The 25,499-nt window shown below is 32.9% G+C and carries 27 protein-coding genes; 20 read left to right on the forward strand and 7 right to left on the reverse strand.

Going from position 1 to position 25,499, the window contains the following annotated elements; translation table 11 throughout:
- Position 1: 1 nt before the first annotated feature.
- A complete protein-coding gene (locus tag HMPREF0520_RS03490; protein ID WP_006729536.1) occupies positions 2-1,102 on the forward strand; it encodes a GH25 family lysozyme in 1,101 nt (366 codons plus the stop codon).
- A gap of 242 nt (positions 1,103-1,344) precedes the next feature.
- On the opposite strand, the gene HMPREF0520_RS03495 is transcribed toward HMPREF0520_RS03490, so the two are convergent.
- Positions 1,345-2,007: a hypothetical protein gene (locus HMPREF0520_RS03495; protein WP_010221843.1), complete on the reverse strand. Its 663-nt coding sequence runs from the start codon at positions 2,005-2,007 to the stop codon at positions 1,345-1,347.
- Between the two features lie 304 nt (positions 2,008-2,311).
- Between HMPREF0520_RS03495 and HMPREF0520_RS03500 the strand changes: the two genes are divergently transcribed.
- The 3 genes from HMPREF0520_RS03500 (at position 2,312) to HMPREF0520_RS03510 (ending at position 6,062) form a co-directional block, all read left to right on the forward strand.
- Positions 2,312-3,610, forward strand: a complete 1,299-nt coding sequence (locus HMPREF0520_RS03500; RefSeq protein ID WP_010221842.1) for a YSIRK-type signal peptide-containing protein — start codon at positions 2,312-2,314, stop codon at positions 3,608-3,610.
- Positions 3,611-3,783: 173 nt separating this feature from the next.
- The gene (locus HMPREF0520_RS03505) at positions 3,784-5,067 is read left to right on the forward strand and encodes a YSIRK-type signal peptide-containing protein (RefSeq protein WP_006729539.1); all 1,284 of its coding nucleotides are present in this window, start codon (positions 3,784-3,786) and stop codon (positions 5,065-5,067) included.
- 134 nt (positions 5,068-5,201) lie between these two features.
- Positions 5,202-6,062, forward strand: a complete 861-nt coding sequence (locus HMPREF0520_RS03510; RefSeq protein WP_006729540.1) for a hypothetical protein — start codon at positions 5,202-5,204, stop codon at positions 6,060-6,062.
- Positions 6,063-6,098: 36 nt separating this feature from the next.
- Here HMPREF0520_RS03510 and HMPREF0520_RS03515 read toward each other — a convergent pair whose 3' ends face one another.
- On the reverse strand, positions 6,099-6,524 hold the full coding sequence (locus HMPREF0520_RS03515; RefSeq protein WP_006729541.1) for a type I 3-dehydroquinate dehydratase: 426 nt from the start codon (positions 6,522-6,524) through the stop codon (positions 6,099-6,101).
- 61 nt (positions 6,525-6,585) lie between these two features.
- Positions 6,586-7,080 carry a sigma-70 family RNA polymerase sigma factor gene (locus HMPREF0520_RS03520; protein ID WP_006729542.1) on the reverse strand — a complete coding sequence of 165 codons (495 nt, stop codon included), beginning with the start codon at positions 7,078-7,080 and terminating at the stop codon, positions 6,586-6,588.
- 216 nt (positions 7,081-7,296) lie between these two features.
- Between HMPREF0520_RS03520 and spx the strand changes: the two genes are divergently transcribed.
- The 3 genes from spx (at position 7,297) to HMPREF0520_RS03535 (ending at position 9,500) form a co-directional block, all read left to right on the forward strand.
- A complete protein-coding gene (gene spx / locus HMPREF0520_RS03525) occupies positions 7,297-7,695 on the forward strand; it encodes a transcriptional regulator Spx (RefSeq protein WP_006729543.1) in 399 nt (132 codons plus the stop codon).
- A gap of 90 nt (positions 7,696-7,785) precedes the next feature.
- Positions 7,786-8,553, forward strand: coding sequence for an adaptor protein MecA (locus tag HMPREF0520_RS03530; RefSeq protein WP_010221840.1), 768 nt, complete (start codon positions 7,786-7,788; stop codon positions 8,551-8,553).
- Positions 8,554-8,630: 77 nt separating this feature from the next.
- Entirely contained in the window at positions 8,631-9,500 is an 870-nt protein-coding gene (locus HMPREF0520_RS03535; RefSeq protein ID WP_006729545.1) for a competence protein CoiA family protein, read from the forward strand.
- Here HMPREF0520_RS03535 and HMPREF0520_RS03540 read toward each other — a convergent pair.
- Positions 9,493-10,110 carry a DsbA family protein gene (locus tag HMPREF0520_RS03540; RefSeq protein WP_006729546.1) on the reverse strand — a complete coding sequence of 206 codons (618 nt, stop codon included), beginning with the start codon at positions 10,108-10,110 and terminating at the stop codon, positions 9,493-9,495. The two genes, HMPREF0520_RS03535 and HMPREF0520_RS03540, sit on opposite strands and share 8 nt — an antisense overlap.
- 64 nt (positions 10,111-10,174) lie before the next feature.
- Positions 10,175-10,789 (reverse strand): CYTH domain-containing protein, encoded by a 615-nt coding sequence (locus HMPREF0520_RS03545; RefSeq protein WP_006729547.1) that lies wholly within the window; start codon positions 10,787-10,789, stop codon positions 10,175-10,177.
- A 77-nt stretch (positions 10,790-10,866) separates the two neighbouring features.
- Here HMPREF0520_RS03545 and yjbM point away from each other — a divergent pair, with 77 nt between their 5' ends.
- Genes yjbM through HMPREF0520_RS03560 form a run of 3 tightly spaced genes read left to right on the forward strand, consistent with a single transcriptional unit; the run spans position 10,867 to position 13,194 of the window.
- The gene (yjbM, locus tag HMPREF0520_RS03550; protein WP_006729548.1) at positions 10,867-11,493 is read left to right on the forward strand and encodes a GTP diphosphokinase; all 627 of its coding nucleotides are present in this window, start codon (positions 10,867-10,869) and stop codon (positions 11,491-11,493) included.
- Positions 11,493-12,299 carry an NAD kinase gene (locus HMPREF0520_RS03555; protein ID WP_006731189.1) on the forward strand — a complete coding sequence of 269 codons (807 nt, stop codon included), beginning with the start codon at positions 11,493-11,495 and terminating at the stop codon, positions 12,297-12,299. The genes yjbM and HMPREF0520_RS03555 overlap by 1 nt, the downstream gene beginning before the upstream one ends.
- Entirely contained in the window at positions 12,271-13,194 is a 924-nt protein-coding gene (locus tag HMPREF0520_RS03560; protein WP_050751947.1) for an RluA family pseudouridine synthase, read from the forward strand. Before HMPREF0520_RS03555 ends, HMPREF0520_RS03560 begins: the two co-directional genes overlap by 29 nt.
- 39 nt (positions 13,195-13,233) lie before the next feature.
- On the opposite strand, the gene HMPREF0520_RS03565 is transcribed toward HMPREF0520_RS03560, so the two are convergent.
- Complete coding sequence (locus HMPREF0520_RS03565; protein WP_006729551.1) at positions 13,234-14,067, reverse strand: undecaprenyl-diphosphate phosphatase; 834 nt, start codon at positions 14,065-14,067, stop codon at positions 13,234-13,236.
- A gap of 8 nt (positions 14,068-14,075) precedes the next feature.
- Positions 14,076-15,095: a lactonase family protein gene (locus tag HMPREF0520_RS03570; protein ID WP_006729552.1), complete on the reverse strand. Its 1,020-nt coding sequence runs from the start codon at positions 15,093-15,095 to the stop codon at positions 14,076-14,078.
- A 135-nt stretch (positions 15,096-15,230) separates the two neighbouring features.
- Here HMPREF0520_RS03570 and HMPREF0520_RS03575 point away from each other — a divergent pair, with 135 nt between their 5' ends.
- The 10 genes from HMPREF0520_RS03575 (at position 15,231) to recA (ending at position 25,439) form a co-directional block, all read left to right on the forward strand.
- Positions 15,231-15,611, forward strand: a complete 381-nt coding sequence (locus HMPREF0520_RS03575) for a PTS glucitol/sorbitol transporter subunit IIA (RefSeq protein ID WP_006729553.1) — start codon at positions 15,231-15,233, stop codon at positions 15,609-15,611.
- Positions 15,612-15,620: 9 nt separating this feature from the next.
- Positions 15,621-16,763 (forward strand): AI-2E family transporter, encoded by a 1,143-nt coding sequence (locus HMPREF0520_RS03580; RefSeq protein ID WP_006729554.1) that lies wholly within the window; start codon positions 15,621-15,623, stop codon positions 16,761-16,763.
- Positions 16,764-16,863: 100 nt separating this feature from the next.
- Positions 16,864-17,376 (forward strand): tRNA (uridine(34)/cytosine(34)/5-carboxymethylaminomethyluridine(34)-2'-O)-methyltransferase TrmL, encoded by a 513-nt coding sequence (gene trmL / locus HMPREF0520_RS03585; RefSeq protein ID WP_006729555.1) that lies wholly within the window; start codon positions 16,864-16,866, stop codon positions 17,374-17,376.
- Between the two features lie 10 nt (positions 17,377-17,386).
- Positions 17,387-17,794 carry a DUF1149 family protein gene (locus HMPREF0520_RS03590; RefSeq protein ID WP_006729556.1) on the forward strand — a complete coding sequence of 136 codons (408 nt, stop codon included), beginning with the start codon at positions 17,387-17,389 and terminating at the stop codon, positions 17,792-17,794.
- Positions 17,795-17,809: 15 nt separating this feature from the next.
- Positions 17,810-20,074, forward strand: a complete 2,265-nt coding sequence (locus tag HMPREF0520_RS03595; RefSeq protein WP_006729557.1) for an FtsK/SpoIIIE family DNA translocase — start codon at positions 17,810-17,812, stop codon at positions 20,072-20,074.
- Positions 20,075-20,078: 4 nt separating this feature from the next.
- Positions 20,079-21,293, forward strand: coding sequence for an insulinase family protein (locus HMPREF0520_RS03600; protein WP_006731192.1), 1,215 nt, complete (start codon positions 20,079-20,081; stop codon positions 21,291-21,293).
- Positions 21,290-22,513 (forward strand): M16 family metallopeptidase, encoded by a 1,224-nt coding sequence (locus tag HMPREF0520_RS03605; protein ID WP_006729559.1) that lies wholly within the window; start codon positions 21,290-21,292, stop codon positions 22,511-22,513. The genes HMPREF0520_RS03600 and HMPREF0520_RS03605 overlap by 4 nt, the downstream gene beginning before the upstream one ends.
- Positions 22,514-22,621: 108 nt before the next feature.
- The gene (locus tag HMPREF0520_RS03610) at positions 22,622-23,698 is read left to right on the forward strand and encodes a helix-turn-helix domain-containing protein (protein WP_006731219.1); all 1,077 of its coding nucleotides are present in this window, start codon (positions 22,622-22,624) and stop codon (positions 23,696-23,698) included.
- 2 nt (positions 23,699-23,700) lie between these two features.
- Positions 23,701-24,279 (forward strand): CDP-diacylglycerol--glycerol-3-phosphate 3-phosphatidyltransferase, encoded by a 579-nt coding sequence (gene pgsA, locus HMPREF0520_RS03615; RefSeq protein WP_006729561.1) that lies wholly within the window; start codon positions 23,701-23,703, stop codon positions 24,277-24,279.
- 122 nt (positions 24,280-24,401) lie between these two features.
- On the forward strand, positions 24,402-25,439 hold the full coding sequence (gene recA / locus HMPREF0520_RS03620; RefSeq protein ID WP_006729562.1) for a recombinase RecA: 1,038 nt from the start codon (positions 24,402-24,404) through the stop codon (positions 25,437-25,439).
- Positions 25,440-25,499: the final 60 nt, after the last annotated feature.

The raw sequence follows: 25,499 nt of genomic DNA on the forward strand, positions 1-25,499 counted from the left end.
GATGCATATTTCTAAGTCAGAATGGTTGGGAGTTGCAGTTTGTTTTGGAGCATTAGCTTCTATGCCTAATACGGTTGTCAAAAATTCACCTGTAGCTATGACTACAGTAAAAGCTGATACTAGTTATGTTGAAAATAAAAGCTATGGAGTCGATGTTTCTAGTTTCCAAAGCACTGATATGTCTAACTATGCTCAAAATGGTGCTAAATATGCTTTTGTTAAAACAACTGAGGGTACATGGTATACTAATCCAAAGGCTAGTGGTCAGGTATCTAGTGCTTTAGCTAATAATATGATGACTATGTCATATCATTTTGCAGTATTTGGAAATGATGCACAAAAAGCTAGTGCCGAAGCCAACTATGCTGTTAATGCTAGTCGCAATGTTGGTGTTCCTGCTGGTTCATATGTCGTTTGTGATTGGGAAGCTGGAGACGGTAATAATATTAATGGACCAGTTGAAGCAAATACTGATGCAATTTTATCTTTCATGGATACAGTAAATGCTAATGGTTATAAGCCAATGCTTTATTCTGGTGCATATTTAATGAGAAATAAAATTGATACTGATCGTGTAGTAGCTAAATATCCTAATTCATTGTGGGTCGCATCATATGCAACAATGGGTAGGATTGATGAACCTGATTTTGAGTACTTCCCTTCTATGAATGGAGTAGCAATTTGGCAATTTACACACAATTGGCGTGGTCTTCATGTTGATGGAAATATTAATGTCTTACCATTATCAAAAGGTGGCGTTTCACAAGCACCAAGTAGTGTACCAGCTACACCTTCAGTTGACATTAATCAAGTGATAGCTAGTGCTAGTCAAAGTGTTGCACAAAAAGAGCAACCAGCTATTACATCAACTACAACTGATACAAATCAAGATGTACCATTTACTGCTGTAGGACGTGTTAACTATGTTCCTGGTTATGGCATCATGCTTTGGGGTCAGCCAGGTTATAAAAATGCTTTGAATCGTTATTTACCACATGGATCAAGATGGAAGATTTTCAAAAAACGTTATATAAATGGTAGCGTATATTACAATCTTGGTGGCAGCCAGTGGGTTGACGGTAAGTATATTATCATTGAATAATTCATTTAAAATAAAAAGCAGTTTTGAAGAACTGCTTTTTTTGCACAAAAAAAACATCGAATAAATTCGATGCTTAAGGCTTAGAAAAAAGATAATATTAGATATCAGAAAAGTTACATAAGTATATTTTTAAAGCGTTTTGTTAATAGCGTACCTTAAGTCTCTTTAAATCACCTTATAGGATAATAATATATCCATTTAACCTCTAATGTCAATTAAAAATCACAATTAAAATTAATGATTTAGAAATGCTTATAAAATCTAACGATAGAGATGCTTAAAACAATTAGAGAACAGAAAATAGCAAAATAAGCCAAATAATCAACGCTAAAAATCTGATTAGCCTGCCACAGACTGATGTGCTTATTGATGGCGAATTGATTAGCCCAGTGATGTATTAATAAAGGAGTTAATATTAAAAATATGCTTGAGGCAATCGCTCCAGCTAACGAATACCGATAGACGTAGGGTTCCTTAAAAAAATGAGTCAAGATACAAAAGGCAGAGATCAATATTAGCAAAAACGACCAAATCATAATCTTAAGTCCAACAGGATCTTGCATAAATTGAGAACTATTGATGGCATAACGATATGTACTCCACAAATTACCACCCATTAAACGATTCAAAAAACTAAATAAATTGGATCCTTGATTAAAATAATAATTGTTTGACTGATTAGCAATTCCTTGAAACATAGTCAAAGCATCATTAGCTCCAGCAGATTGAAAATTAATGACAACGACATGTTGCAAGTAAGTTAAAAGAAAAATAATTATAGTAGCTATCATTTGAACAACTCTTAATACATAGTGAGTGCGAGGATCATCAATATCTAACAGAAAATGCAAATTATCTCTAAAATGTAGATTCTCTCTAATTATACTTTCTCTATTTCGCTTCATAATTATAATTACCTCCATATCTAGTGTAACAACTATAATGAACTATTGGACAAACAAGCAACAATGATACAGATTATGTAGACACAAATGGATATTTGTCAAGTTACAATATTACAAAAAGATTACAACTTTAATCACAAAAAAGCAGTTAATAGCTTACTACTGTAAGTGTTTATATCAAAATATATTATTTAAAAAAATAAAAAAAACATTGAAATCAAATAAGTATGATATATAATATAAATATGTAGTACGTATGAATAGCGTACTTAAGAAAAATGATTTAATTCATGGAGGATTAGATATGAAAAAGGAAAAGTTAAACAAATTTTCTATTAGAAAATTATCAGTTGGTGCTGCATCCGTATTAGTTGGTGTTGCACTTGCTGGTGGTGCAACTACAGCATTTGCTAGTGAACCAAGCACCCCTCAACCAAGTGTATCTCAGACTGAAAAGTCGTCTGTTGTTGTATTTAAAACAGCTGATAACAAGCTTGTAGGCTACACTGTAGTAAAAGGTGCACCTACTGAAGCAAATGTTAAAGCTGATGTGCCTGATGGCTACAAGTTGGCACCTAAATTTTCAGCTAAGCAAGTAGGTACAGATGAAAAACCTGAATACGAAGTAGCTGTTGTTGAAAAGTCATTAGTTGAAAAAGTTCAAGAAGAAAGAATTAATAGAGCTGGACTTTCATACGAAGACATTACTAAGAAACATGATGCTAAGGTAAAATTTGATGAAGCACATGCAGCAGTAAAACCTGCTAAGGATGCATTGGACGAAGCTAATGAAGCAATGGCAACAGCAAATACTGAGGTTGAAGTTGCAAAAGCAAAATTAGCATTGTACAAGGAACTTCTTGCTAAGAACCCTAAGGCTCATGTTGATGGCGAGGTTGCTACAGCACAAGAAGACTATGTAAAAGCTGTAAAAGCTCAACTTACACAATCATTTGCGACTGCTAAAGCTAAGGCAGATTTTGTTACAGCTGTAAGAAAAGAAGCTGAAGCAAAAGCTGCTTATGAAAAACTTGGTGGTCAATTAGCTGATCTTTCTGCTTACAACACTTTGGAAGAAATTGCTGACAAGATGGACAAAGCTAAAGCAGATGTTGCTAAAGCAAAGAAAGAAGTTGAAGATGCAAAATCAGCTTTAGTTCAAGCTAAGGTGAAAGTAGCTGAAAAGACAGATCCTGTAGAACTTATTATGGCTAAGTTTGAGCTTGAAGATGCTACTACTGTATTAAACAATGCATTAGCAAAATACAACTCATATGTTGCAAGATTAAACACTTTAAAGACTTACTTTGATGAAGTACATAAGACAGCTCTTGTGTCAACAAAAACTGTAACACCTAGTGCTACAGAAACTCCTGTAGCAGAAGCTGCAGAAGTAGCATTCTCAGGTGTTGCTAAGACATTTGTTAAAGGTCATCCAAACTACGCTGTAGCTATGATGGACGCAAATGGTGTATACACTGGCAAATTCTTAAAGCAAGGTTCTAGATTCAAGGTATTTGGCAAGAAGACTATTAAAGGTCGTGTATGCTACAGATTAGGTACTCAATCACAATGGGTTCCTGCAGAATTCTTAGTATTTTAATGAATAAGATTAAAAAAGCAGATAAGTTATCTGCTTTTTTTATTATCATATTTTTAATATTTTGTTAGATAATATTTGATTTCTTGTTGTAATCGTTAACAAATGATACTATAATGACTTTAGTTAAAACAAAATAAATTTTTACATATGTAAATTTATGGAGGATTATAATTATGAAAAGAGAAAGATTAAATAAGTTTTCAATCAGAAAGTTAACTGTGGGAGCAGCTTCAGTATTGATTGGTGTAGCATTTGGTGCTACAACTGTTAGTGCTACAGGTGAATCTGCAGGTCAACAAGCTGGTACTCCAACTACTGTAACTCCAAAGAAGGACAATCCAACAGATCCAAAGAAGGATAACCCAGCAGATCCAAAGAAGGACAATCCAACAGATCCAAAGAAGGATAACCCAACAGACCCAAAGAAGGATAACCCAACAGACCCAAAGAAGGATAACCCAACAGATCCAAAGAAGGACAATCCAACAGATCCAAAGAAGGACAATCCAACAGACCCAAAGAAGGACAATCCAACAGACCCAAAGAAGGATAATCCAACAGATCCAAAGAAGGACAATCCAACAGACCCAAAGAAGGATAATCCAACAGATCCAAAGAAGGATAACCCAACAGATCCAAAGAAGGACAATCCAACAGATCCAAAGAAGGATAACCCAACAGATCCAAAGAAGGATAACCCAACAGATCCAAAGAAGGACAATCCAACAGATCCAAAGAAGGATAACCCAACAGATCCAAAGAAGGACAATCCAACAGACCCAAAGAAGGATAATCCAACAGATCCAAAGAAGGACAATCCAACAGATCCAAAGAAGGACAATCCAACAGATCCAAAGAAGGATAACCCAACAGATCCAAAGAAGGACAATCCAACAGATCCAAAGAAGGATAACCCAACAGATCCAAAGAAGGATACTCCAGTAGTTTCAGGCGAAACAGGAATTGGCTACCTCGATTTAGATACGCTTTTTGATAGCGTTACAGGTCCTCTAAAGGACAGCAGCTTTACAGGTACTTTATACGTTCCTGTAGTTGGTAAGGACGTTAACTGCAAAGTAAGATTACTTGATGATGCAGGTAAGTACACTAATGACTATGTAGTTACAGATACAACTATTAAAGCATTAGCAAGCAAAGTTGTTAATGGTGTAACCTTCTACAAGGTTGCTGAAAACAGATGGATTCCTGCTAAGTTTGCAGAAACTACTGTAGCAAATGTTGCAGAAGTAGCATTTAAGGGTGTTGCTAAGACATTCGTTAAGGGTCATGCAAACTACGCTGTAGCTATGTTGGACGCAAATGGTAAATACACTGGTAAATTCTTGAAGCAAGGTTCTAGCTTTAAGGTATTTGCTAAGAAAGTTATCAACGGTCATCTATGCTACAGATTAGGTACTCAAGCACAATGGGTTCCTGCACGTTTCTTAGTATTCTAATCTAAGTGTTTATTTTAAAAGAACAGGTATTTGTTACCTGTTCTTTTTTTGTGTGCATATTATTTGCTTTTTTTCGTGAACCATGTTAAATTTTTAATTGGCTAAAATTTTTAAAACTTGAGAGGAGAATATTTTTGAAGAAACGACAGCTCAAAACAAAACTGCCGTATAAGGAAAAGACTTATCAATGGTCTAAGGAGATTATTAGGGAGAAGTTGCACTACGCATCTGGTTCAGAATTGTTACAGTATGTGGTTCATATGGATAATTATGCTGTTAGTGCGATGATGATGGCAATGTATGATTTTGATAAGGATCCGCTGGAAGGTAAGTATAAGGCGGTAATCTTTGATCAAAATCATGGTATTGTCTTGTCTACTAGAAATACTCGTCAGATTATTGGTGATTTTTTGAATAATGAAATATTTGAGTATCAGCTTGGTCTAGCGGTGCAAAAGAAAATTGCTAGATCGATGAATTTGAATAGGTATCATGCGTTGTCATTTAATAAGTTCGCATTTTTTTCGTTAAAGGGTTTTACTAATGGGAAGACTAGTTGGTTGAATCTGAGTGCGTTGACTGAATTTTCGTTGCATAGACGCAATGCTAGCTTTACTTCTGTTGAGGTTAATGGTAGTCGACATATCTTTTGTTTTGATAAGGTCGTTGCTAATCTAGATAAGGTATTGTCTGAAGCAATTACACATAATTTAGTAGTTAAACGTGGTCTTTTAGCCTATGAATCTAAGTTGATGGGAAGACCCGTGGTCAACGGACGTGAGAAAAAATCGCTGTTGAATGATTCGCAATATTTTGCTTATGAAATTATGCCAAAGTGTGATGCTAATTACCTTGTTTCAATGTCTAAGGGTATTTGGCATGATATATTCTTGTTATTTGGTAAACGTCTATTCAAACTTTTAGAAATTAATTGGAATTACGAAGATTATAAGGAAGCTTATAAACATAATAATCGTATTAACTATCTTCGCTAAATAAAAAGCAGTGCCTATGATGTGCACTGCTTTTGCTTAATTATGGTATTCACGAATTAGTAAATGCTTGTTTTTGGCTTTTTTGATTAGATCGTTTACTCGGTCTGGAGTATGGTCAAGTTCGATGTCTATAGCTGTGCCAAAGTTGAAGTTAATTAATAATTCTACTAAATTTAGATAGGCATCCTCACTGCATAGTTCAGTTTTTCCGCCTAATTTTTGACTGCGAAAAGTCGTTAAAATCTGTAGCTGGGGAGCTTGTTGATGGATTTGCTGGTTGAGAGCTAATAAGCGGTCAATTTCAGTGGCGTGTTCATAGTAGTCGATTCGCCATTCCATCATTTGTGATAGGTTATTACATTTTAGAGCTTGTGCGATAATTTCTGGCTCAGTTGTTTTTTGATTAATGATGACTTTTCTTTTTTCTAGATTATTAAAGATGATCTCTTCGTAATTTTGCATAATGATTCCTCTTTATTCTAAGTACTAATTTGATTATAGCTAAAATTTCGCTTAATTAAAATTAGTCTTGTAGTTTTTCTCGGAGACGAAGTCGTAAGGCGGCTTTGTTTCGGTGTAATGTGCTACGTGAGATGTTGTATTGTTTGCTAATTTCAGAGATTGTTTTATTGTTGATCCAGTGTTGGATGAAAATTAAACGTTCTGTGGGTGACATGCTTTTGATTTCATCTTCTAATAATAAAAAGTTATCATGCTGGGGTATGATAAAGTTGATTTGTGGATGATCTGCAATATTTTGCTGCTCATTGTATTTCTTGTGTTTTCTTAATTGGTCAATAATTCGCCATTTAATTTTGGTAAAGGCTATTTTATCTTTATCTTTTTCTGCTAGTTGAACTGTATCTAATGCTTCTAAACATTCTGCATATAAGATAATACCCTCATTGAGTAGATCTTCATAATTGTGATATTGACGCTGAACGCCGATAGTTTTTAAAACGCCAGCAACTAATTTTTTATTGTTCCATGCTTTGATAAAATTTTGTGACTTGATCATTTAATGACTTCTTTCTTTTGATATGGTCACAAGCGCTTGTGTAAGAAAAGCTTAACATGGAGTATTATTTGATGACGAAACATACTAAGTTTTGACAACTATAAATCTTATGATTTTCTTTAACTATTTCTTTATAGCATCACAGAAACTTCACATTTTAATGATATAATGAGTATATGTTGTTGAGTAATGATTTTATGTCTGAGGAGTGATTGAATGATAAAATTATATATTTCCCCAAGTTGTACTTCATGTCGTAAAGCTAAGGCGTGGTTAACAAAACATAATCTTGCTTTTGATGAACGGAATATTTTAATACAACCACTAACCAAAAAAGAAATTTTAAATATTTTACGTTTAACGGAAGATGGTACTGAAGAAATTATCTCAACTAGATCAAAAATATTTAAAAAGTTAAATGTTAATTTAGATCAGTTGTCGATTGATCAGTTGCTTGATCTAGTTGTTAAGCATCCAAGTTTATTAAAGCGGCCAATTATTATGGATAATCGAAGACTGCAAGTTGGGTATAATGTAGAAGATATCAGAAGATTTTTGCCCCGTAGTGTTCGAAAAATGGAATTAATTCGTGCTAATGCAATTATTAGTTTATGAAATTTGTAAAATACACTTAATTTTTGAGATTTAATTACTAACTTTGTTTTATAATATAAAAAGTAACTACAAAAAAGAGAGGTGAAAAATTTGAAAATTAATCGAATCAATGAGAATGTAATTCGGGTCGAAATTAGTAATGATGAAATTGCTGAACATGGATTAAGTGTGTTGGACTTTATTAAGAGAACGGATAAGGTTCGTGATTTTTTGATGGGTATTGCTAAAGAAGTATATGGCAAAAATGATGATAATGATGAAGAAAAGCATGAGGAAGACTTAGTTAGCTTTGAAGTGATGCCTAGTTCTGAAGGATTAGCTATTAGGATTGTGCGCTCGCCTTTGAGTCGTGATCTGGATGAAGATAATTCTGCAGATGATGAATCATCGTTTGTAGAAGATGATGATGACGAAGAAGAAAGTGAAGCGGATAGTCATTCTGGTTGCTATTATCGCAAATATCATCCTGAAGAATTCGAAGATGAAAATGATGAAGACGAAGAAGAAGATGAAGATGATTCTACTGGTATGTTAGAAGATTTTCATCGAATTTATAGTTTTGCGGATTTTGATGATTTAGTTGCTTTTATGGATGTTGTGCATGTTGCTGATCTGGCATCATCATTGTATTTCTTTGAAGGTAAATACTATTTACAGATGGAATTTATTGATGATCTAACATTATCCGAACCTCAACAAATCTGGGCTCTGGCTAATGAGTTTGGAACTCGTTTTGAAGCCAAGGGTTTTAGAGCTCGTCTTGTTAATGAAAAATTTGCTATGGTTAAGCATTATGGTATTTGTATTTATCGCCGAGATGCTATTAGTCAATTTAAAGAAAACTTTTTTGCTAAATAAAAAGTCTGTTGATAAATTTTTAAAACAAAATTTATTAGCAGGCTTTTTTTGCGTATATAACAAATGGAGGTTTGTTTATGTACGCTGCATTAGTCAATGAAAAATTAGTTACTGCTTATGAAGAATATAGCTTGTTGCCAAATTATCAGCAATTGAATACCAAAATTTATAGGTGTCCTCGTTGTAAAAAAAGAGTTATTTTAATTGTCTCACAAAGCAAAGCCCCATTTTTTAAACATTATAATGTCTCTCAAGGTAAAGGCGAAAAAGAAGAGCATGCACTAAGTAAGCAAATGCTATGTACCGCTTTGGTGGGTGCTGGATATCATGCTAAAATGGAGGTTAATTTGGCATATCGTCAATTGCGAGCCGATATTTTGATGCAAAATAGCATTAGCTTTGAAATTCAATGCTCACCGATTAGTGATATAGAATTCGATCATCGTCATAATTTATACGAAAAAATAGGTATTAAAGATGTTTGGGTGGTTGGACGTCGTCATTTTTTACATCAGCAATTGCGAGAATCACAGAAGAAATTTTTACGTTTTAATCAACAATGGGGTTGGTATTATTTAGAAATTAATCCCTACGAAGCTGACATATCTCTAAAGTATAATATCTTGCTTAGCCCCATTTCACGTAAGCTCAAATATCAAATAAAGAAATTTGAGCTTGATGACCTTGGAATAAGGAATTTTTTTAATTTTATGCCTTATTTAAAACGATATTCTTTACCTGATGTACAGTTTCAAAGGCAATATTTACATAAAAAAATTCAACAAAAAACAGGATATGGTCTGCAAGTAGCTCAACTATTATATGAAAATAGAAAAAGCGTAGAAGATATACCAGTTGAGATCTTAACGCAATATTATTTGCCTAAGCAAAGTTGTCCATTAGTGCAATACCTACAAAAAATAGCTGAAGATACAAAAACTAAGTAATATTTTTTAAAACATGTAAACTAAGTGCTATTTTTTTATTTTGCTGCGGTTGCGGCTTTTGAAACATCTTTTTGAGACAATTAATTTCCAATTTGCCTTCAAATAAATAACCAGCTTCATCTTTAGCATAATTGTAAATAATTATAGTTGGTGTTACTTTAATATTGAATGTATTAATTAATTTTAAATCTTCATCAATGGACATATTGACATATTCAGATTGTCGCATCTCCTTGAAAGTTTTAGCTGAAATATCAAAATTATTAATTAATTGTAAGACTAGTTCTTCAGAATATTTGCATTTTTGGATATTAACCATTTCTTGCAAATTGAGCACAAATTGTTTGGCAAGCTTATTGCCTTTGAGTAATTTGATCGAATGAAAATCTTTAATGGCATTAAAAGTATCGCCTGAAAATTGATTAAAAAGGTTAAGATCATAATTTCCCTTATTATTTTTAAGGGCATCGATAATACTTGGCATACTTGCCATGGGAATGAGATGATAATTATATTTTTTGTTATATTGTTGCATAGTATGAAAAGCAATTTTTTCGCATTCGTGGCAGGTACCACCAATCGGGTTAACAAAAAAGAAGAGTTCAAACATTTTAGTTCCTCCAACATGCTAATCTTACTTTATCAAAAAAGTTGGCAAATGCAAAATTATTAAACTATTTTTTGTGTAAATATGCTCTTTTGATTTTACTTTGGTTTATTTGATCGTCGTCATAAGTTAAATTGAATTGCTCTTTTAGTTGGTCCAAAACTTTTTGGATGGTAGCAGGATCAGGATTTTCAATTTCCATTTCATAGTCAGAATAACCATCTGGATAGCAAGTTTTGTCTAAAGTTAGTTCACAATGATAAGGACCATCTAATAAAGTTCTATTAGTTTGGCTCCAAGTTTGTGGCTTTAATGTTGAGATCAATGTAGCATTATAATTTTGTTGCAAATAGTTAGCAATTTGTCCTGTAGCCATAATTTGTTGTGCTTGATTAACTAAATATTTAGCCTCAGCAAGGGTGAGGTCATCGTTGATTTCGATTACTTCTTGAAAATTATTTTGCTTTTTATGACTAGGATTAACTTTTAAAGTTTGTTCTGCGTGATCATGGTAAAGTCGGATGCGTAGACTGATAGCATCTTTTTTTAGTGTTTGTTGTTGATTATCAAAATAATAATTACTTTGCTCAAATTGGTTTTTGGGGGTAAAAGATGTAATTATTTGTTGATAAAGCTTTTGGCTCAGTAATATTTTTGATTCTATTTCAATATTTTTTGACATTATTTTATTCCTCCTGATTTAAACCTTGTACCTCTCTATGGTAGAATAATTTTGTTTGAAACGGAAAGGAAATTTTGATGCAAGATTGGGATTTGTTTTTATGGCCATATCGTGAAGCTGTTTCAGAATTAAAAATCAAGTTGCGAGCTTTGCGTGAAAGCTATTTAATTAAAGGAGAACATTCGCCGATTGAATTTGTGGTAGGTAGGGTAAAGACGGTTGATTCTATTAAGGAAAAAATGGAACGCCGAGTAATTCCTTCTGATGTAATTGAAACAGACATGCAAGATATTGCAGGCATACGGATTATGTGTCAATTTGTTGATGACATTTATCAAGTAGTAGAGCTGCTTCACAATAGACATGATATGCATGTCATTGAGGAAAGAGATTATATTCAGAATGCTAAGCCGTCAGGATATCGCTCTTATCATATGGTGATTGAGTACACTCTATTTTTACCAGATGGACCCAAGAATGTAATAGCTGAAATTCAAATTAGAACTTTAGCTATGAATTTTTGGGCGACTGTTGAACATACTTTGAACTATAAATATCAAGGTAAATATCCAGATGATGTGTCTAAACGGTTGAAGTCAGCGGCCGAGGCGGCATATCAGTTGGATGAAGAAATGTCATCAATTAAAGAAGAAGTTAGAGAAGCACAAAGAATTTTTACACAGACAAAAGGAAAAGAACAATGATGAAAGTAGCAATTGTTGGTAATGAACAAGTTAAAACACAAGCAGTAGTTAAGAGTTTAAAGCGACTTTTATCTCAAAAGCAAATAGATATAGATGTTGAAAATCCAGATGTTGTTTTGACAGTTGGTGGGGATGGTACCTTAATTTCTGCTTTCCATAAGTATGAGAATTTATTGGATCAAGTGAGATTTATAGGAATACATACAGGTCACTTAGGTTTTTATACCGATTGGCGTAATTTTGAAATCGATAAATTAGTAGAAAATTTGGCAGATAAGCAACCATCTACAGCTTCATATCCCTTACTTGAATTATTGATTACAGATAAGGATCATCATAAAGAGAAATTATTGGCAATTAATGAAGCTACGATAAAGCGACTGTCTAAGACTTTGAAAGCTGATGTTTATATTCGAGATCAATTCTTTGAAAGTTTTAAAGGTGATGGCTTATGTGTTTCTACTCCTACTGGATCGACTGCTTATAGTAAATCATTGGGTGGTGCTGTCATTCATCCTCGTTTAAAAGCTTTACAAATGACGGAGATTGCTTCAATTAATAATCGGGTATTTAGAACATTATCTTCACCGATTGTGATTTCACCTGATGAATGGATTACTATTAAACCTGAGATTAATGATGATGATCCATGCGTTATCACTGTAGATGGCAATAAGTATAATCATTCGCACATTGAAAAAATAGAATATCGTATTTCTCAGCATGTAATTCGTTTTGATAAATTTCAGCATACACATTTTTGGAATAGGGTCGAAGATGCCTTCATTGGACATGAGCATGACTAAAAATGCTAATTTTTACAAACTCGTTTATCGTGAAAAGCGGCCACAAAAAGTAGCCGATTTTTTGTTGACTAAAGGATTTTCTAAACGATCTTTAATTAATTGTCGGCATCGTGGCGGTAATGTGCTGGTTAATCATCGCAGAAGATATAATAATTATTTATTACATGATGGAGATGAAGTGATTTTTATTTTGGGAAATGAAAAACCAAATGCGACACTTAAATTCTCTAACTTACCAATTACAATTGTTCAAGAAACAGCGAATTATTTGATAGTTAATAAAGAAGCTGATTTGTTAACTATTCCTTCCAAGAATGAGGATAATGATTCAGTGGTTGGGCGTTTATTACATTATCTAAATCCAGATGCTCTGATTAAAATTAAGCCGCATATTATTACTCGCTTGGATCGAGATACTTCTGGTTTAGTTTTAGTAGGTAAAAATGCAGTTGCACATGCACGTTTTAATGTTAGTGATAAGCAACGGACAATCAAAAAATATCATGCTATTGTTCATGGCAATTTTTCGCCGAGTCAATTACAAGGAGTCATTGATGCTCCAATTGGCAAAAAAGATGATCCAGTTAAAAGGTACATCATGGAGGGCGGCAAAGAGTCAGTTACTAAATATCGGGTAATTAAACAAATTGCAGGTGCTAGTTTAGTCGAATTGCAATTATTGACAGGACGAACGCATCAAATAAGGGTTCACATGCAATATTTAGGACATCCATTATTTGGTGATCACTTATATGGTGTGGAGGATGATTTTCATAGACAGGCTTTGCATTGCTTTTTATTAGCCTTTGATGATCCTTTGGAACATAAACGAATTGAAGTTCAGATTGCTGATCCAGCTGATATGGTGCAGTTGTGGCAAAAATTAAGCAAATAAAAATACTATTTCTTTAAAGTAGAAATAGTATTTTTTTACTTAAATTAAGTGGCTAAGACCAGCTAGAATAACAATAATTCCTAAAGCAATGCGATACCAACCAAAGGATTTAAAATTGTGATTCTTAATAAATTTCAATAATAACTTGATTGATGCATAAGCAACTAAAAATGATACTAACATACCAACTAATAAAATGATTAGTTGATCACCGTGAAAGCTATGACCTTTGGCAAAGAATTTAATTAATTTTAGTAATGATGCTCCAAACATAGTTGGAATTGCTAAGAAAAATGAAAACTCAGTCGAAACATACCGAGATGCTCCTAACAATAAAGCACCTAAAATTGTTGCTCCAGAACGAGATGTCCCCGGAATCAGTGATAAAACTTGAAAACAACCAATTAATATAGCCATTTGATAGCTTAAACTACCTAATTTAGTGATATTTGCTTGATTATGCTGACAGTAATTTTCTAATAAAATGAATAAAATACCATATACAATCAATGTGCTAGCAATTACTGGCCAAGTCGACATATGTGCTTCTAACCAATCATTTAGTGGTAAACCAATTACAGCAGCAGGGATGACTGCCACGACTACTTTAAACCATAGATTCCAAGTTTCTTTTCTTTTTTGTTTATTTTTATTTTTTGAAAAAGGATTTAGCTTATCAAAATAAATTAAGATAACACTTAAGATGGCTCCTAATTGAATTACCACCATAAACATATTTATAAAAGAAGAAGGTTGGTTGAGTTTTACTAAATAATCTGCCAAATAAAGGTGACCTGTAGAAGAAATAGGTAAAAATTCTGTAATTCCTTCAATTATTCCTAAAATAATAGCTTTAACAATATCGATTAACATAATATCTCCTAGTCCAAAATTATAACTCGTGTAGGTTCAGGCACATAAAAATCTTTTTGAATGGGAACTAGTGTGCCTAATTTTTGGTTACGCTTGTATAGTGTAGCATTATTTGAGTTTTGGTTGGCAACAATTAGTAAATTTTGTTGACTATTAAAATTGAAATCACGTGGAAAAGCTCCATAGACGGGAATTCGCTGGATTAAATCTAAGTGATGATTTGCTAGAATTCGATAAATCGCAATTGAATCATGTCCACGATTAGTAACATAAAGGAATTTATCATCATTACTAATTCGAATCGCCGCTGCCCCATTATGCTCGCTGTATGATTCTGGAATAGTTTTGACACTGTCAATTTCAGCAAAATTCCAATTAGTTTCATCAATTTGAATTACATTAACTTTACTTGATAATTCGCCCACTACATACATATAGTGCCCATCAACTGAAAATCGCACATGACGTGTACCAAAGCCAGCTTCCATTTGATAATTGGCTACGTGCTTTAATTGCTGACCATCAAAGGTGTAAAAGTCTAAGCGATCCAAACCTAAATCGCAAGAAACAAGATTTCCCTGAGGAGTTTGATTAAAAAAGTGAGGATGAGCAGCATCTTGCTCTTTTAATTTGCCCTGACCAGTATGTTGACAGGAGCTAATAAATTGTAGATGTCCTTGTTCGTCATATTGGAAGATAGACAAGGTACCTAGATGATAATTAGCGGTGTAGATGAGTTTTTTATTTTTGCTTAAAGCAAGATAGCACGGTGCAGCACCTGGATGATAAAATGCATCTATTTGGACATAATTTTGACCAATTAAGCGATAACTAGCAATACCAGCTTGATTATCATTTTGCGAAATAGTAAATAATAAAGATCCGTCCGTTTGAAAATAAGTTGGTCTTTGCAACTGAATAATATTTTTTAAATTAGTGATAGATGGATTAGGGTTTTGCTGATCTAAAAATGCTTCATACAAACCCTGTGAAGCATGATCGGTATAACCACCGAATAAAACTTTCATAATATGCTCCTTACTTATAAAATTATAATTTCAATTATATCACAAAAATTTTTATCTATTTTTTACGCTTTAACGTTAATAATTAACTATTTTCGCTAGTATCATGTTAAAATTTAGTGTTAAGGGGTGATATATATGAAATGGATGGCAACAATTCAAAAAATAGGTGTCGAAGCAATTTCTAACAATGAAAATATGGTTATTCTATTTAATGAAACTGCCAATGAAAAATTGAGTAGAGTAGCTGTAATTCAAAAATTTGATAAAGAAACTCCAGTAAGTAGTTTTATTTGTAAAAAAGATGATACTGTGACGATTGATGGCGAAACATATTTAGTTTTGCACGTAGGTCGCATGGTAGCTGATAATATGCACGCAATTGGTCATTGTGTATTATTTTTTGTAGATAAATTACCAGAAAAAACATTGCATAATGCAATTTATTTGCAAAAAGATGATGAAGAACCCATGCCGCAATTTAAACAAGGTGATTGGATATCATATGAGCATCGTTAGGGAGTACTTATGGAGTTGAAGAATAAAAAAGATAATGCAAAAAGTATTTTTAATAGCTGGATTGTGAATAATCGATTTAGCATTTTTTTGCTGAATACCTTATTGCTTTTTTTGACTATTTTTATCTTTAATAAGATTGCTTTTTTATTGACTCCTGTGTTGACTTTTGTAAATGCTATTATGCCTGCAGTTATTTTAGCAGGAGTGCAATATTATTTGATGAATCCGATTGTTGATTGTTTGGAACAAAAATATCGTATTCCACGCATAGTGACAATTTTAGCCTTATTTATGGTTGTATTAATAATTTTAATTTTGATTGTCAATACTTTATTACCAGTTATTGAAGCTCAGACTAAATCATTAATTGATCATTGGCCTTCATATTGGGATAGCGGGCAAGAAGCTTTGCGTCATTTGTTACATGATCCACGTTTAGATGGGATTCGTAGTGATTTAAATGATGCAGTATCAAATGCCCAAAGTATTTTATTTAATACAGGAAAGGCGAGCTTTAATCTGTTTTTAGAGAATTTATTTGGAGCTGTCAATGTCATTTCAATGTTAATTGTAACTTTATTAACAGCACCATTTATTTTGTTTTTTATGTTGAAGGATGGCAAAAAAATCAATCCATATTTAACTAGTTTTATGCCACCACGCTTGCAAAATGTTTTTTCTAAGTTATTGCATGATATTAATATAGCTGTTTCATCATATGTGCGAGGGCAATTGATTGTTGCTTTTTGGGTCGGAGTAATGTTTGCTGTCGGCTATACTACAATTGGCTTGAAATATGGCTTAACTTTAGCTATTTTAGCAGCATGTCTTAATTTAATTCCTTACTTTGGAACACTAATTTCATTGATTCCAGCAATCATTATCGGAATATTAGACTCTCCTGTCATGTTATTAAAAATTTTTGTAGTATTCTTTATTGAGCAATTGATCGAAGGTAGATTTATTTCTCCACTTGTAATGGGCAGTAAAATGAAAATGAACCCTGTAACCACCATTTTGCTATTGATAGGGGCTAATTCTGTAGCTGGCTTATTAGGCGTCATTTTTGCTATTCCAATTTATGCTGGAATCAAAATTATTGTTGTGCAGGTGTTTGATTATTATCGTAAAAATTCAAGCTTATATAAATAAATACATCAAATAATATCAGTGCAATGGTTAATATTAAAGAGTAAAATATAGATTGAATATAACGTGGTACTGTGTACTGCGTTTTTTAAGGGAGAAGAAAATGACAAATCATGTAGTCTTATATGAGCCGTTGATGCCGGCTAATACTGGTAATATAGCTAGAACGTGTGCTGGTACAGATACGGTTTTAGATTTAATTGAGCCGTTAGGATTTAGCTTAGATGATAAGCATATGAAACGAGCAGGTTTGGATTATTGGGATAAGGTTAAAATTAATAAACATGATAGTTTAGAAGATTTTTTAGCTACATTACAAGCTAATGATGAGATGTATTTGATATCTAAATTTTCAAGTAAATCTTATACCGATATTGAATATACAGATCCAACCAAAAATTATTATTTTGTTTTTGGTAAAGAAACTACGGGATTACCTAAGACATTTATGCGTGAATATTATGAAAGAAATTTACGCATACCAATGTCTGATCATATTCGTGCTTTTAATTTAGCCAATTCTGTAGCTATTGTATTATTTGAAGCATTGAGACAACAAGGATTTCCTCATTTAGAACAGTCACATCATTATCCAAAAGATAAATTGAAAGATTAGGGTATATATTATGAAATTTAAAAAGATGACACCAGTAACTACAGAGCATTTTCACTTTGATGTTAATGAAGAAGAAAAAGTAAAAAATGAAGTTAATGTTTCTTTGCGTCAGGTTTATCATCAACCTGAAGGACAAGAAGCTGATGAAGGCAAAGATGGCAAGTATTTTCAACTTGCAGTTATTTTTGATGTAGCACCTGCTCCAGGTGAGTTTAGTGTTTCAGGTTTGATTACGCAAATTGTTCAATTTGTAGACTATTTTGGTGATGGTACCGATTTGAATCCAGCTGATTACCAATTAGTAAGTCGACCTTTAGTTGAAGAAATCGAAACCTTAATTTATCAATTAACGCAAGTTATTTTTGATGAGCCACTTAATATTACTTTTAAATCTAATTTTGATCAGTTAAAACGTTAATAGGAAGGTTTTTTAATGCCTAGAAAAAATACATCTATTTCTAAAGTTAAAAAGGAGAAGCTCGAGTGGGTGATTACAGGCTTAATTTTGGCAGTACTTGTGCTTTTTTCTTGTGCTGATTTTGGTTTATTAGGTAATCAAGCCACCAATTTAGTGCGTCTTTTTTTTGGTGACGCTCATTATTTAGCTAGTGCCATCATTGGCGTTTGTGCATTGGTGATGATTATTTATAACCAACCACCGCACTTAGGTAAAAAAAGAACTTGGGGATTAATTGTTTTCACGATCGCTTTAACGGCTTGGTGTAGTTCTCTCTTATTTCAGAAATTAATGCTGCAGCATGATTATATGAGCATTTTTTTAACACGGATTGGACAAGAATTTCTACATGGTAGGGATTCCATGAGTGTTGGTGGCGGCTTAATTGGTACTTTATTTTGTCAAATCTTTAATTATCTATTTGGCAGTTATGGTAGTAAATTTATTGAAGGTCTATTAATTGTTACTGGACTGTTGATGTTTTTTGATGTTAAATTTCGAACAATTGTCAAAAAATTTCAAACCTTGTCTAAGTTCTTTATTGCAAAAAATAAAGATGCAGGTATCTTATTAAAAGATAAATATACCGATTTAATTGAAAATTATCATGACCAACATAAAGAGAAACAAGATTTTCCGAATATAGGTGATTTAGATGCTCCTAAAAATGAGCAGTTACCCGAGCAAGATCCTGTAGATGTAGTTGTCGATAAGGCAAATGATTTGAGCAATGATAATGAAATATCGGAGTTAGCTCACGATTTAGTCAAAAAAGATGATAAAAATTCGCTAGGAAGATTAGATTATGTCTATCCATCATTAGATTTGCTGGATGCAGTGCCAAATACTGATCAATCGTCAGATAGTAAATTAATCAAGCAAAATACGCTGACTTTAGAAAATACATTTAGTAGTTTTGGCGTTAGTGTCATTGTAAAAAAGGCTGTGTTAGGACCTACAGTTACTCGTTATGAAGTTCAACCAGCTGTAGGAGTTAAAGTTAGTCGGATTGTTAATTTAACTGATGATTTGGCTTTGGCTTTGGCAGCAAAAGATATTAGAATTGAAGCTCCAATTCCTGGTAAGCCTTTTATTGGTATTGAAGTGCCAAATAAAGTTGCTTCGACAGTTTCTTTTCGGGAAGTTATGCAAAAGCAAGAAAATAAAGCTAAACAGGAAGTTTTGTCAGTTCCTTTGGGCAAGAATGTTACAGGTCAGATAGTGTCTGCGGATTTGCGTAAGATGCCACATTTATTAATAGCCGGAGCTACTGGATCAGGTAAATCTGTTGCTATCAATACTATTATCACAGGTATTTTGATGAAAGCTCATCCAGATGATGTCAAATTGATTTTAATTGACCCTAAAATGGTGGAACTGTCAGTTTATAGTGGTATACCACATTTATTGATCCCAGTTGTGACTGATGCCAAATTAGCAACTAGTGCTTTACGCAAGGCAGTTAGGGAGATGGAACGTCGTTATCAATTATTTGCTGCTGGTGGAGTGCGAAATATTGGTGAATATAATGAGAAAGTAACATTAAACAATCAAAATAAAGCTAATTCAGTAATGGAATTATTGCCTTATATTGTTGTTATTGTTGATGAGTTGAGCGACCTTATGATGGTTGCTGGTCGAGAAGTAGAAGATTCTATAGTTCGTTTAGCTCAAATGGCTAGGGCAGCAGGAATACATATGATTTTGGCAACACAAAGACCGAGTGTTGATGTTATTACAGGATTAATCAAAGCTAATGTTCCTTCCCGTATTTCATTTGCAGTTTCCAGTGGGATAGATTCGCGCACTATTTTGGATCAAGTTGGTGCAGAAAAATTATTAGGGCGTGGAGATATGCTTTATTTACCAATAGGTGCTTCAAAACCTGAACGAATTCAGGGAGCTTACATTAATGTAGATGAAGTTGAACGAGTGGTTGATTGGGTTAAAAAGCAACAAGCTACTGAATATGATCAAAAAATGATACCATCTGATAGCGAAGATGCCGAAAATGATAATTCTGAGCAAGATGATACTGATGACGAGTTTTATCAACAGGCTGTAGATCTAGTAAGGCAACAACAAACAGCTAGTGTTTCGTTATTGCAACGACGCTTTAGGATTGGATATAATCGTGCAGCTAGAATAGTAGACGCAATGGAAAAAAATGGCATAGTAGGTCCATCTACTGGTGCAAAACCCCGAGAGGTTTTATTACCACCATTAAAAGATGAGGAGTAAAGACTTGGGTAATGTAGTAATTGAGCAGAATAATAAATTTAAAACGGGATGTATTGGATGCTTTTTTAGATTGGATTTAACACCCAAAAATATTACAATTTCTACCTTGTTAGCAGAAGTACAAAGTTTATTATCTGAAAAATATAATACCATTAATCGCCAATCTAAAAGGCTATCTTCATTATATGATGCATCTTTGCAAATCTTTCCGGAGATTAATGGCAATAGCATCGTAATGAGCTATATGTTGAATTTCATTGAACCACGTGAAATTTTAGACCCTGAGTATGATTATGCTAAGATCATGGAAACATTTTTTTCTATTGTTCATCGACCTTTGATTGATGAAAAAGTAGTCAATTTGGCTAAAAGTACTTTGCATAGTAACATACGTGATTTTTTTGAGTTGCCAGAAAATCGTGCTTTGCATCAATTTATGAAATTATGGTTCAAAAATCAGCCAAATTATCAATATGTTAATGTAGTTAATCGAGATATTTTAGATCAGTTGTCTTTAGAAGATATACAAGATTTTGTCAAACTTTTGTTTAAGAGTCCGCTGATGATTTATGGACAAGTTGCAGACACGAATTTATTCAATAAAATCGGACATAGCTATTTTAATATTTTTAAGTCGAAGGCTGATTTTGTTAATCCGCAGCTGGTTGTTGATCGAGATATTGATACTTTCGATGAAAGTAGTGATGCTCAGTATGAACAAGCACAAGTTTTAATGGGTTATTTTTATAATCATATTCAATCAATGCCCCGTCCATGGATTGGTCCCTTAATTATGAGTTATTATTTGGCTAATACTGAGAGTTCGATTTTATTTAAAAAAGTACGTGAGCAGTTAGGTGCTACATATGGTGTAGATGCATTTAATGATGAAAATCATTCATTACTTTTAATTAGAACGGGTGTTAACAAAAATCAGGTAAAGCAAGTTAAGGAAATCATCCAAGGATGTTTATCTGATTTAGTGTGCGGGTTAGTAGATCAAGAAGCTTTTGACCATAGTAAGCAATTGTTGATTAATAATTTTAATAGTTATGGTGATATTCAAGAAAGTATGATGATGAAAGCTGTAACTGAGAATCTGATTGGTTCTTTTTCAACTATTCCTAATATGATCAAGTTAATTAAAGATTATACAGTTAACGATCTGATAAATTTAGCTAAAACGATGCAATTGAATGGAAGTTATTGTTTGTTATGATGGAAGAAAACTTAATTAGTAAAACTTATGATAGTGGCTTTGTTGCAAATATTATTTTAAAGCCTGGTTTTGCCAGTAAGTTTATGGGAATTGTTGTTGATTTTGGTGGCAGTGATCCACAAGAAATTAGTGGTGGTGCTCACTTTTTGGAGCATAAGCTTTTTGCTAAAAAATACGGTGATATAGCGTTGAAGTTTGAACGTTTAGGAGCAGATTCTAATGCTTATACTGGCTTTAACGAGACCATGTATTATGCAGAATTTGCCAATCATTGGCCCCAAATTTTGCCACTTCTTTTTGAACTAGTAGGTGAGCCATATTTTACAGTGGATAATATTGATCAAGAAAGAAAGATTATTTGTCAAGAATTGGCTACAGCTAAAGATGATCCTGAATGGTATTTGATTCATAATCTAATGTCAAACATGTTTCCGCAAACTATGTTTACTCATGATATAGTCGGTTCTGAAGAGGATTTAGCTAAAATTGATATTTCCTTTTTAAATAAAATTTATAAAAAATATTATTGCTCAAATAATATGAGATTTATTGCTTGTGGTGATTTTTCGCCATCGCAAGTGCAAAAAATATTCACTTTAGTTAATAAAATGCAAAAAAAATATATTAATTGTGCACCGAAACCTAAAATAGCTGTGCAAACAATTGATTCAATGGCAACCGATGAACAGATTACAAATAATAAGTCCAAAAATATTCATGTAGGCGTAGCTATTAAGTTGCCCGATTTGAATAAATTTACTAGTAATGCTTTATTAGCAACAGATGTTTTAGAAATGTTAATTGATGCACATTTTAATAGTAATAATATCTGGTTGAGTAATATGCAATTACAAAATATTATTAATGATCAACCGGATGTTGATATTTATAATACTCGTGAAGGCAGCTTTGTAATTATAACGGCTCTTAGTCGATATCCACAAAAATTAGTATCAGCAATCAAACATGAGTTGTTTAGAGGACATATGTCCGCAGAATTAATTGAATTAAATAAAAAAGAATTTTTAGCAAATTATTTAAGACTAACTGATGATCTTAATTCATATGCACAGCAGATGGCAGGGACACTTTTGCATGGTAGGTCACTAGCACAAATAATTGAAGAAGTTGTGCAAATGAATAATAGTGATATGGTAAGTCTTTATCAAGATATTTTAGCGAAAAGTAGTATATATAGTTGTATTATGTCAAATAGATAATAGAATGTATATTAGATAGGTAATACGGATATATTTGTAGTAAATCTTGTTTGTTTACTATACGTTTTGGTATACTTTTCAGTGAATGATAATGGAATGAGGGTTAATATGTCAGACATAGGTGATAAATTAAAAAATGCTAGAAAAGCAAATGGAATGACAATAGAAGACATTGAAAAAATTACAAAGATTCAGCGACGATATCTGTATGCTATTGAAGAAAATCAATTTGATCAGTTGCCTGGTGATTTTTATGTAAGAGCCTTTATTAAACAATATGCTCAGGTAGTAGGTCTTAATGGCAAAGAATTGCTTGATGAGTATCATAAAGAAGTTCCTGAAGCCACTCCTGAAAAATATGTGGAAAATTCTATTGATAATAAGAGTCAAGAAGTAAGAAAAACCACTAACAATAAAAAAGGTCTTTGGAAGCAATATATTCCAATTGCGGCTGCTATAATAGCCTTTTTTGTTACTGTTTGTCTTATTTATTTAATTTATGCACATTTCATCAGTAATACTAACCAAAAATCAATAAATCAAGTAGATAATGTGACTGTTAAGTCATCAAACGAAGAATCTCAAAAAAAGAAGAAACAACGTGTAAAACACAAGAAAAAAGCTACTTCTGATATTAAATTAGAAAAGCTTAGTGATACTCTTTATAAAGTTAAAAAAATGGGTAACAAGAGAACTTTAGTTGTTAAAACTGGTTCAACGGCTGTTTTTGCTAGAATCTTTATTGATGGTCGATCTGTATGGCACGGTGTTTTGAATGCTGATGATGCACATCAAGTTAAAATTCCACATAATGTCGGTAATGTTACTGTATTTTTTGCAAATACTAGTTCAGCTGAATTAATTATTGGTGGTAAAAAGCTTAATATTACGAATAAAACCATGCCTAATGCTGCTCGAACAATTACCTTTTTATTTGCACATAAAAATGCAGTAAAGACTAATGAAAAGAATCTTGTCAAAAATAAAGAGAGTGAGACTAAACAAGCAGAACAAAATAAAACTAATAATCAAGCGGATACAAAGAATGAAAATATAAATAAGCAGGAGAACAAAAACACAACTCCTCAAAATAAACAACCTGTACAACATAGTCAACAAAATGAAACAAATAAACAAAATCAACAAAGAGATCAAGGGCAAGCTGCCGGAGGAAATAGTAGATAAAAATGAATTTACCAAATAAATTAACAACTTTACGAATTTTTATGATACCAGTTTTTATTTTGTTATTAATTTTTCAATGGCCAGCAGGATTCTTGTTATTGGGTTCAACTAAGATCTTTTGGTGTAATCTTATAGCTGCAATAGTTTTTGCTTTAGCTTCATTTACAGATTATCTTGATGGACATATTGCTAGAAAGCGTGGTTTGGTAACTAATTTTGGCAAATTTGCTGATCCTTTAGCAGACAAAATGTTAACCATGACTGCTTTTGTATTTTTAATAACTTTGAATAATAGTCAACATACTTATGCACCTGCGTGGGTAGTTGCCATTATCGTTTGTCGTGAATTGGCAGTGACCGGATTACGCCTACTTTTAGCTGAAAATAAAGGTCAGGTTTTAGCCGCTAAAATGCCTGGCAAAATAAAAACTACAACGCAAATGTTAGCTATTATTTTCCTTTTGTTAAGTGATATTTACTATATTGGAACTATTTTCCTATATATTTGTTTAGTCTTTACTATTTATTCAGGATATGATTATTTCAAAAATAGTTGGCATATTTTTAAAGGATCAATGTAAATTTTGCATTTTTTTGCGTAATATAATTTAGAAAACAAGATTAAGCAACTAATAGTGCTTAGTCTTGCTTTTTTTAAAATAAAAAAAGTATAATTAATTTGTTAAGTTCAAGGAGGATAAAATTGGCTAAAGATGAAAAAAAAGCTGCTCTTGAATTAGCCTTGAAAAAAATTGAAAAAAATTTTGGTAAAGGTGCAGTAATGCGAATGGGTGAAAAGGTCGATACTAAAATATCAACTATTTCTACTGGTTCGATTGCTCTTGATACTGCACTGGGAGTAGGAGGCTATCCTCGAGGCAGAATTATTGAAGTTTATGGACCGGAAAGTTCCGGAAAAACTACAGTTGCTTTACATGCAGTAGCTGAAGTTCAAAAAAATGGAGGAACTGCAGCATATATTGATGCAGAAAATGCTATGGATCCTGCCTATGCAGAAGCATTAGGCGTTGATATTGATTCATTGATTTTATCACAGCCTAATACTGGTGAAGAAGGATTACAGATTGCTGATACTTTAATTTCTAGTGGAGCGATCGACATTCTGGTGGTAGATTCTGTTGCTGCATTAGTTCCACGAGCAGAAATTGAAGGTGAGATGGGCGATGCACACGTTGGATTACAAGCACGCTTAATGAGTCAAGCCTTAAGAAAATTATCTGGCAATATTTCTAAGACTAAAACGATTGCTATTTTCATTAATCAAATACGTGAAAAAGTCGGTGTTATGTTTGGTAACCCTGAAACTACACCAGGTGGTCGTGCTCTTAAGTTTTACTCTACTATTAGGTTGGAAGTAAGAAAATCAGAACAAATTAAACAAGGTAGCGATCCTATAGGAAGTCGTGTAAAAATTAAAGTTGTCAAAAATAAGGTTGCACCTCCATTTAAGGTTGCTACAGTAGATATTATGTATGGTATTGGTATTTCTAAGAGTGGAGAGCTTTTAGATATGGCGGTTGATAAAGATATCGTCAATAAATCTGGGGCATGGTATTCCTATGGCGATGATCGTATCGGTCAAGGTCGAGAAAACGCTAAACAATATTTGGAGGAACATCCTGATATTTTCCGGGAAATAAATGATAAAGTACGACAGGCCTATGGTATTGACAATAAAGAATCTGATGAAGATTCGAGTGAAGATACCGAGCAAGAATAGTTACTATGTTTATTGACAATAATCTGCCTTACTCTTATTATTAATATGTGTGAATAATTT

Source organism: Lactobacillus iners DSM 13335, from assembly GCF_000160875.1.
In the GTDB taxonomy this organism is placed as follows: domain Bacteria; phylum Bacillota; class Bacilli; order Lactobacillales; family Lactobacillaceae; genus Lactobacillus; species Lactobacillus iners.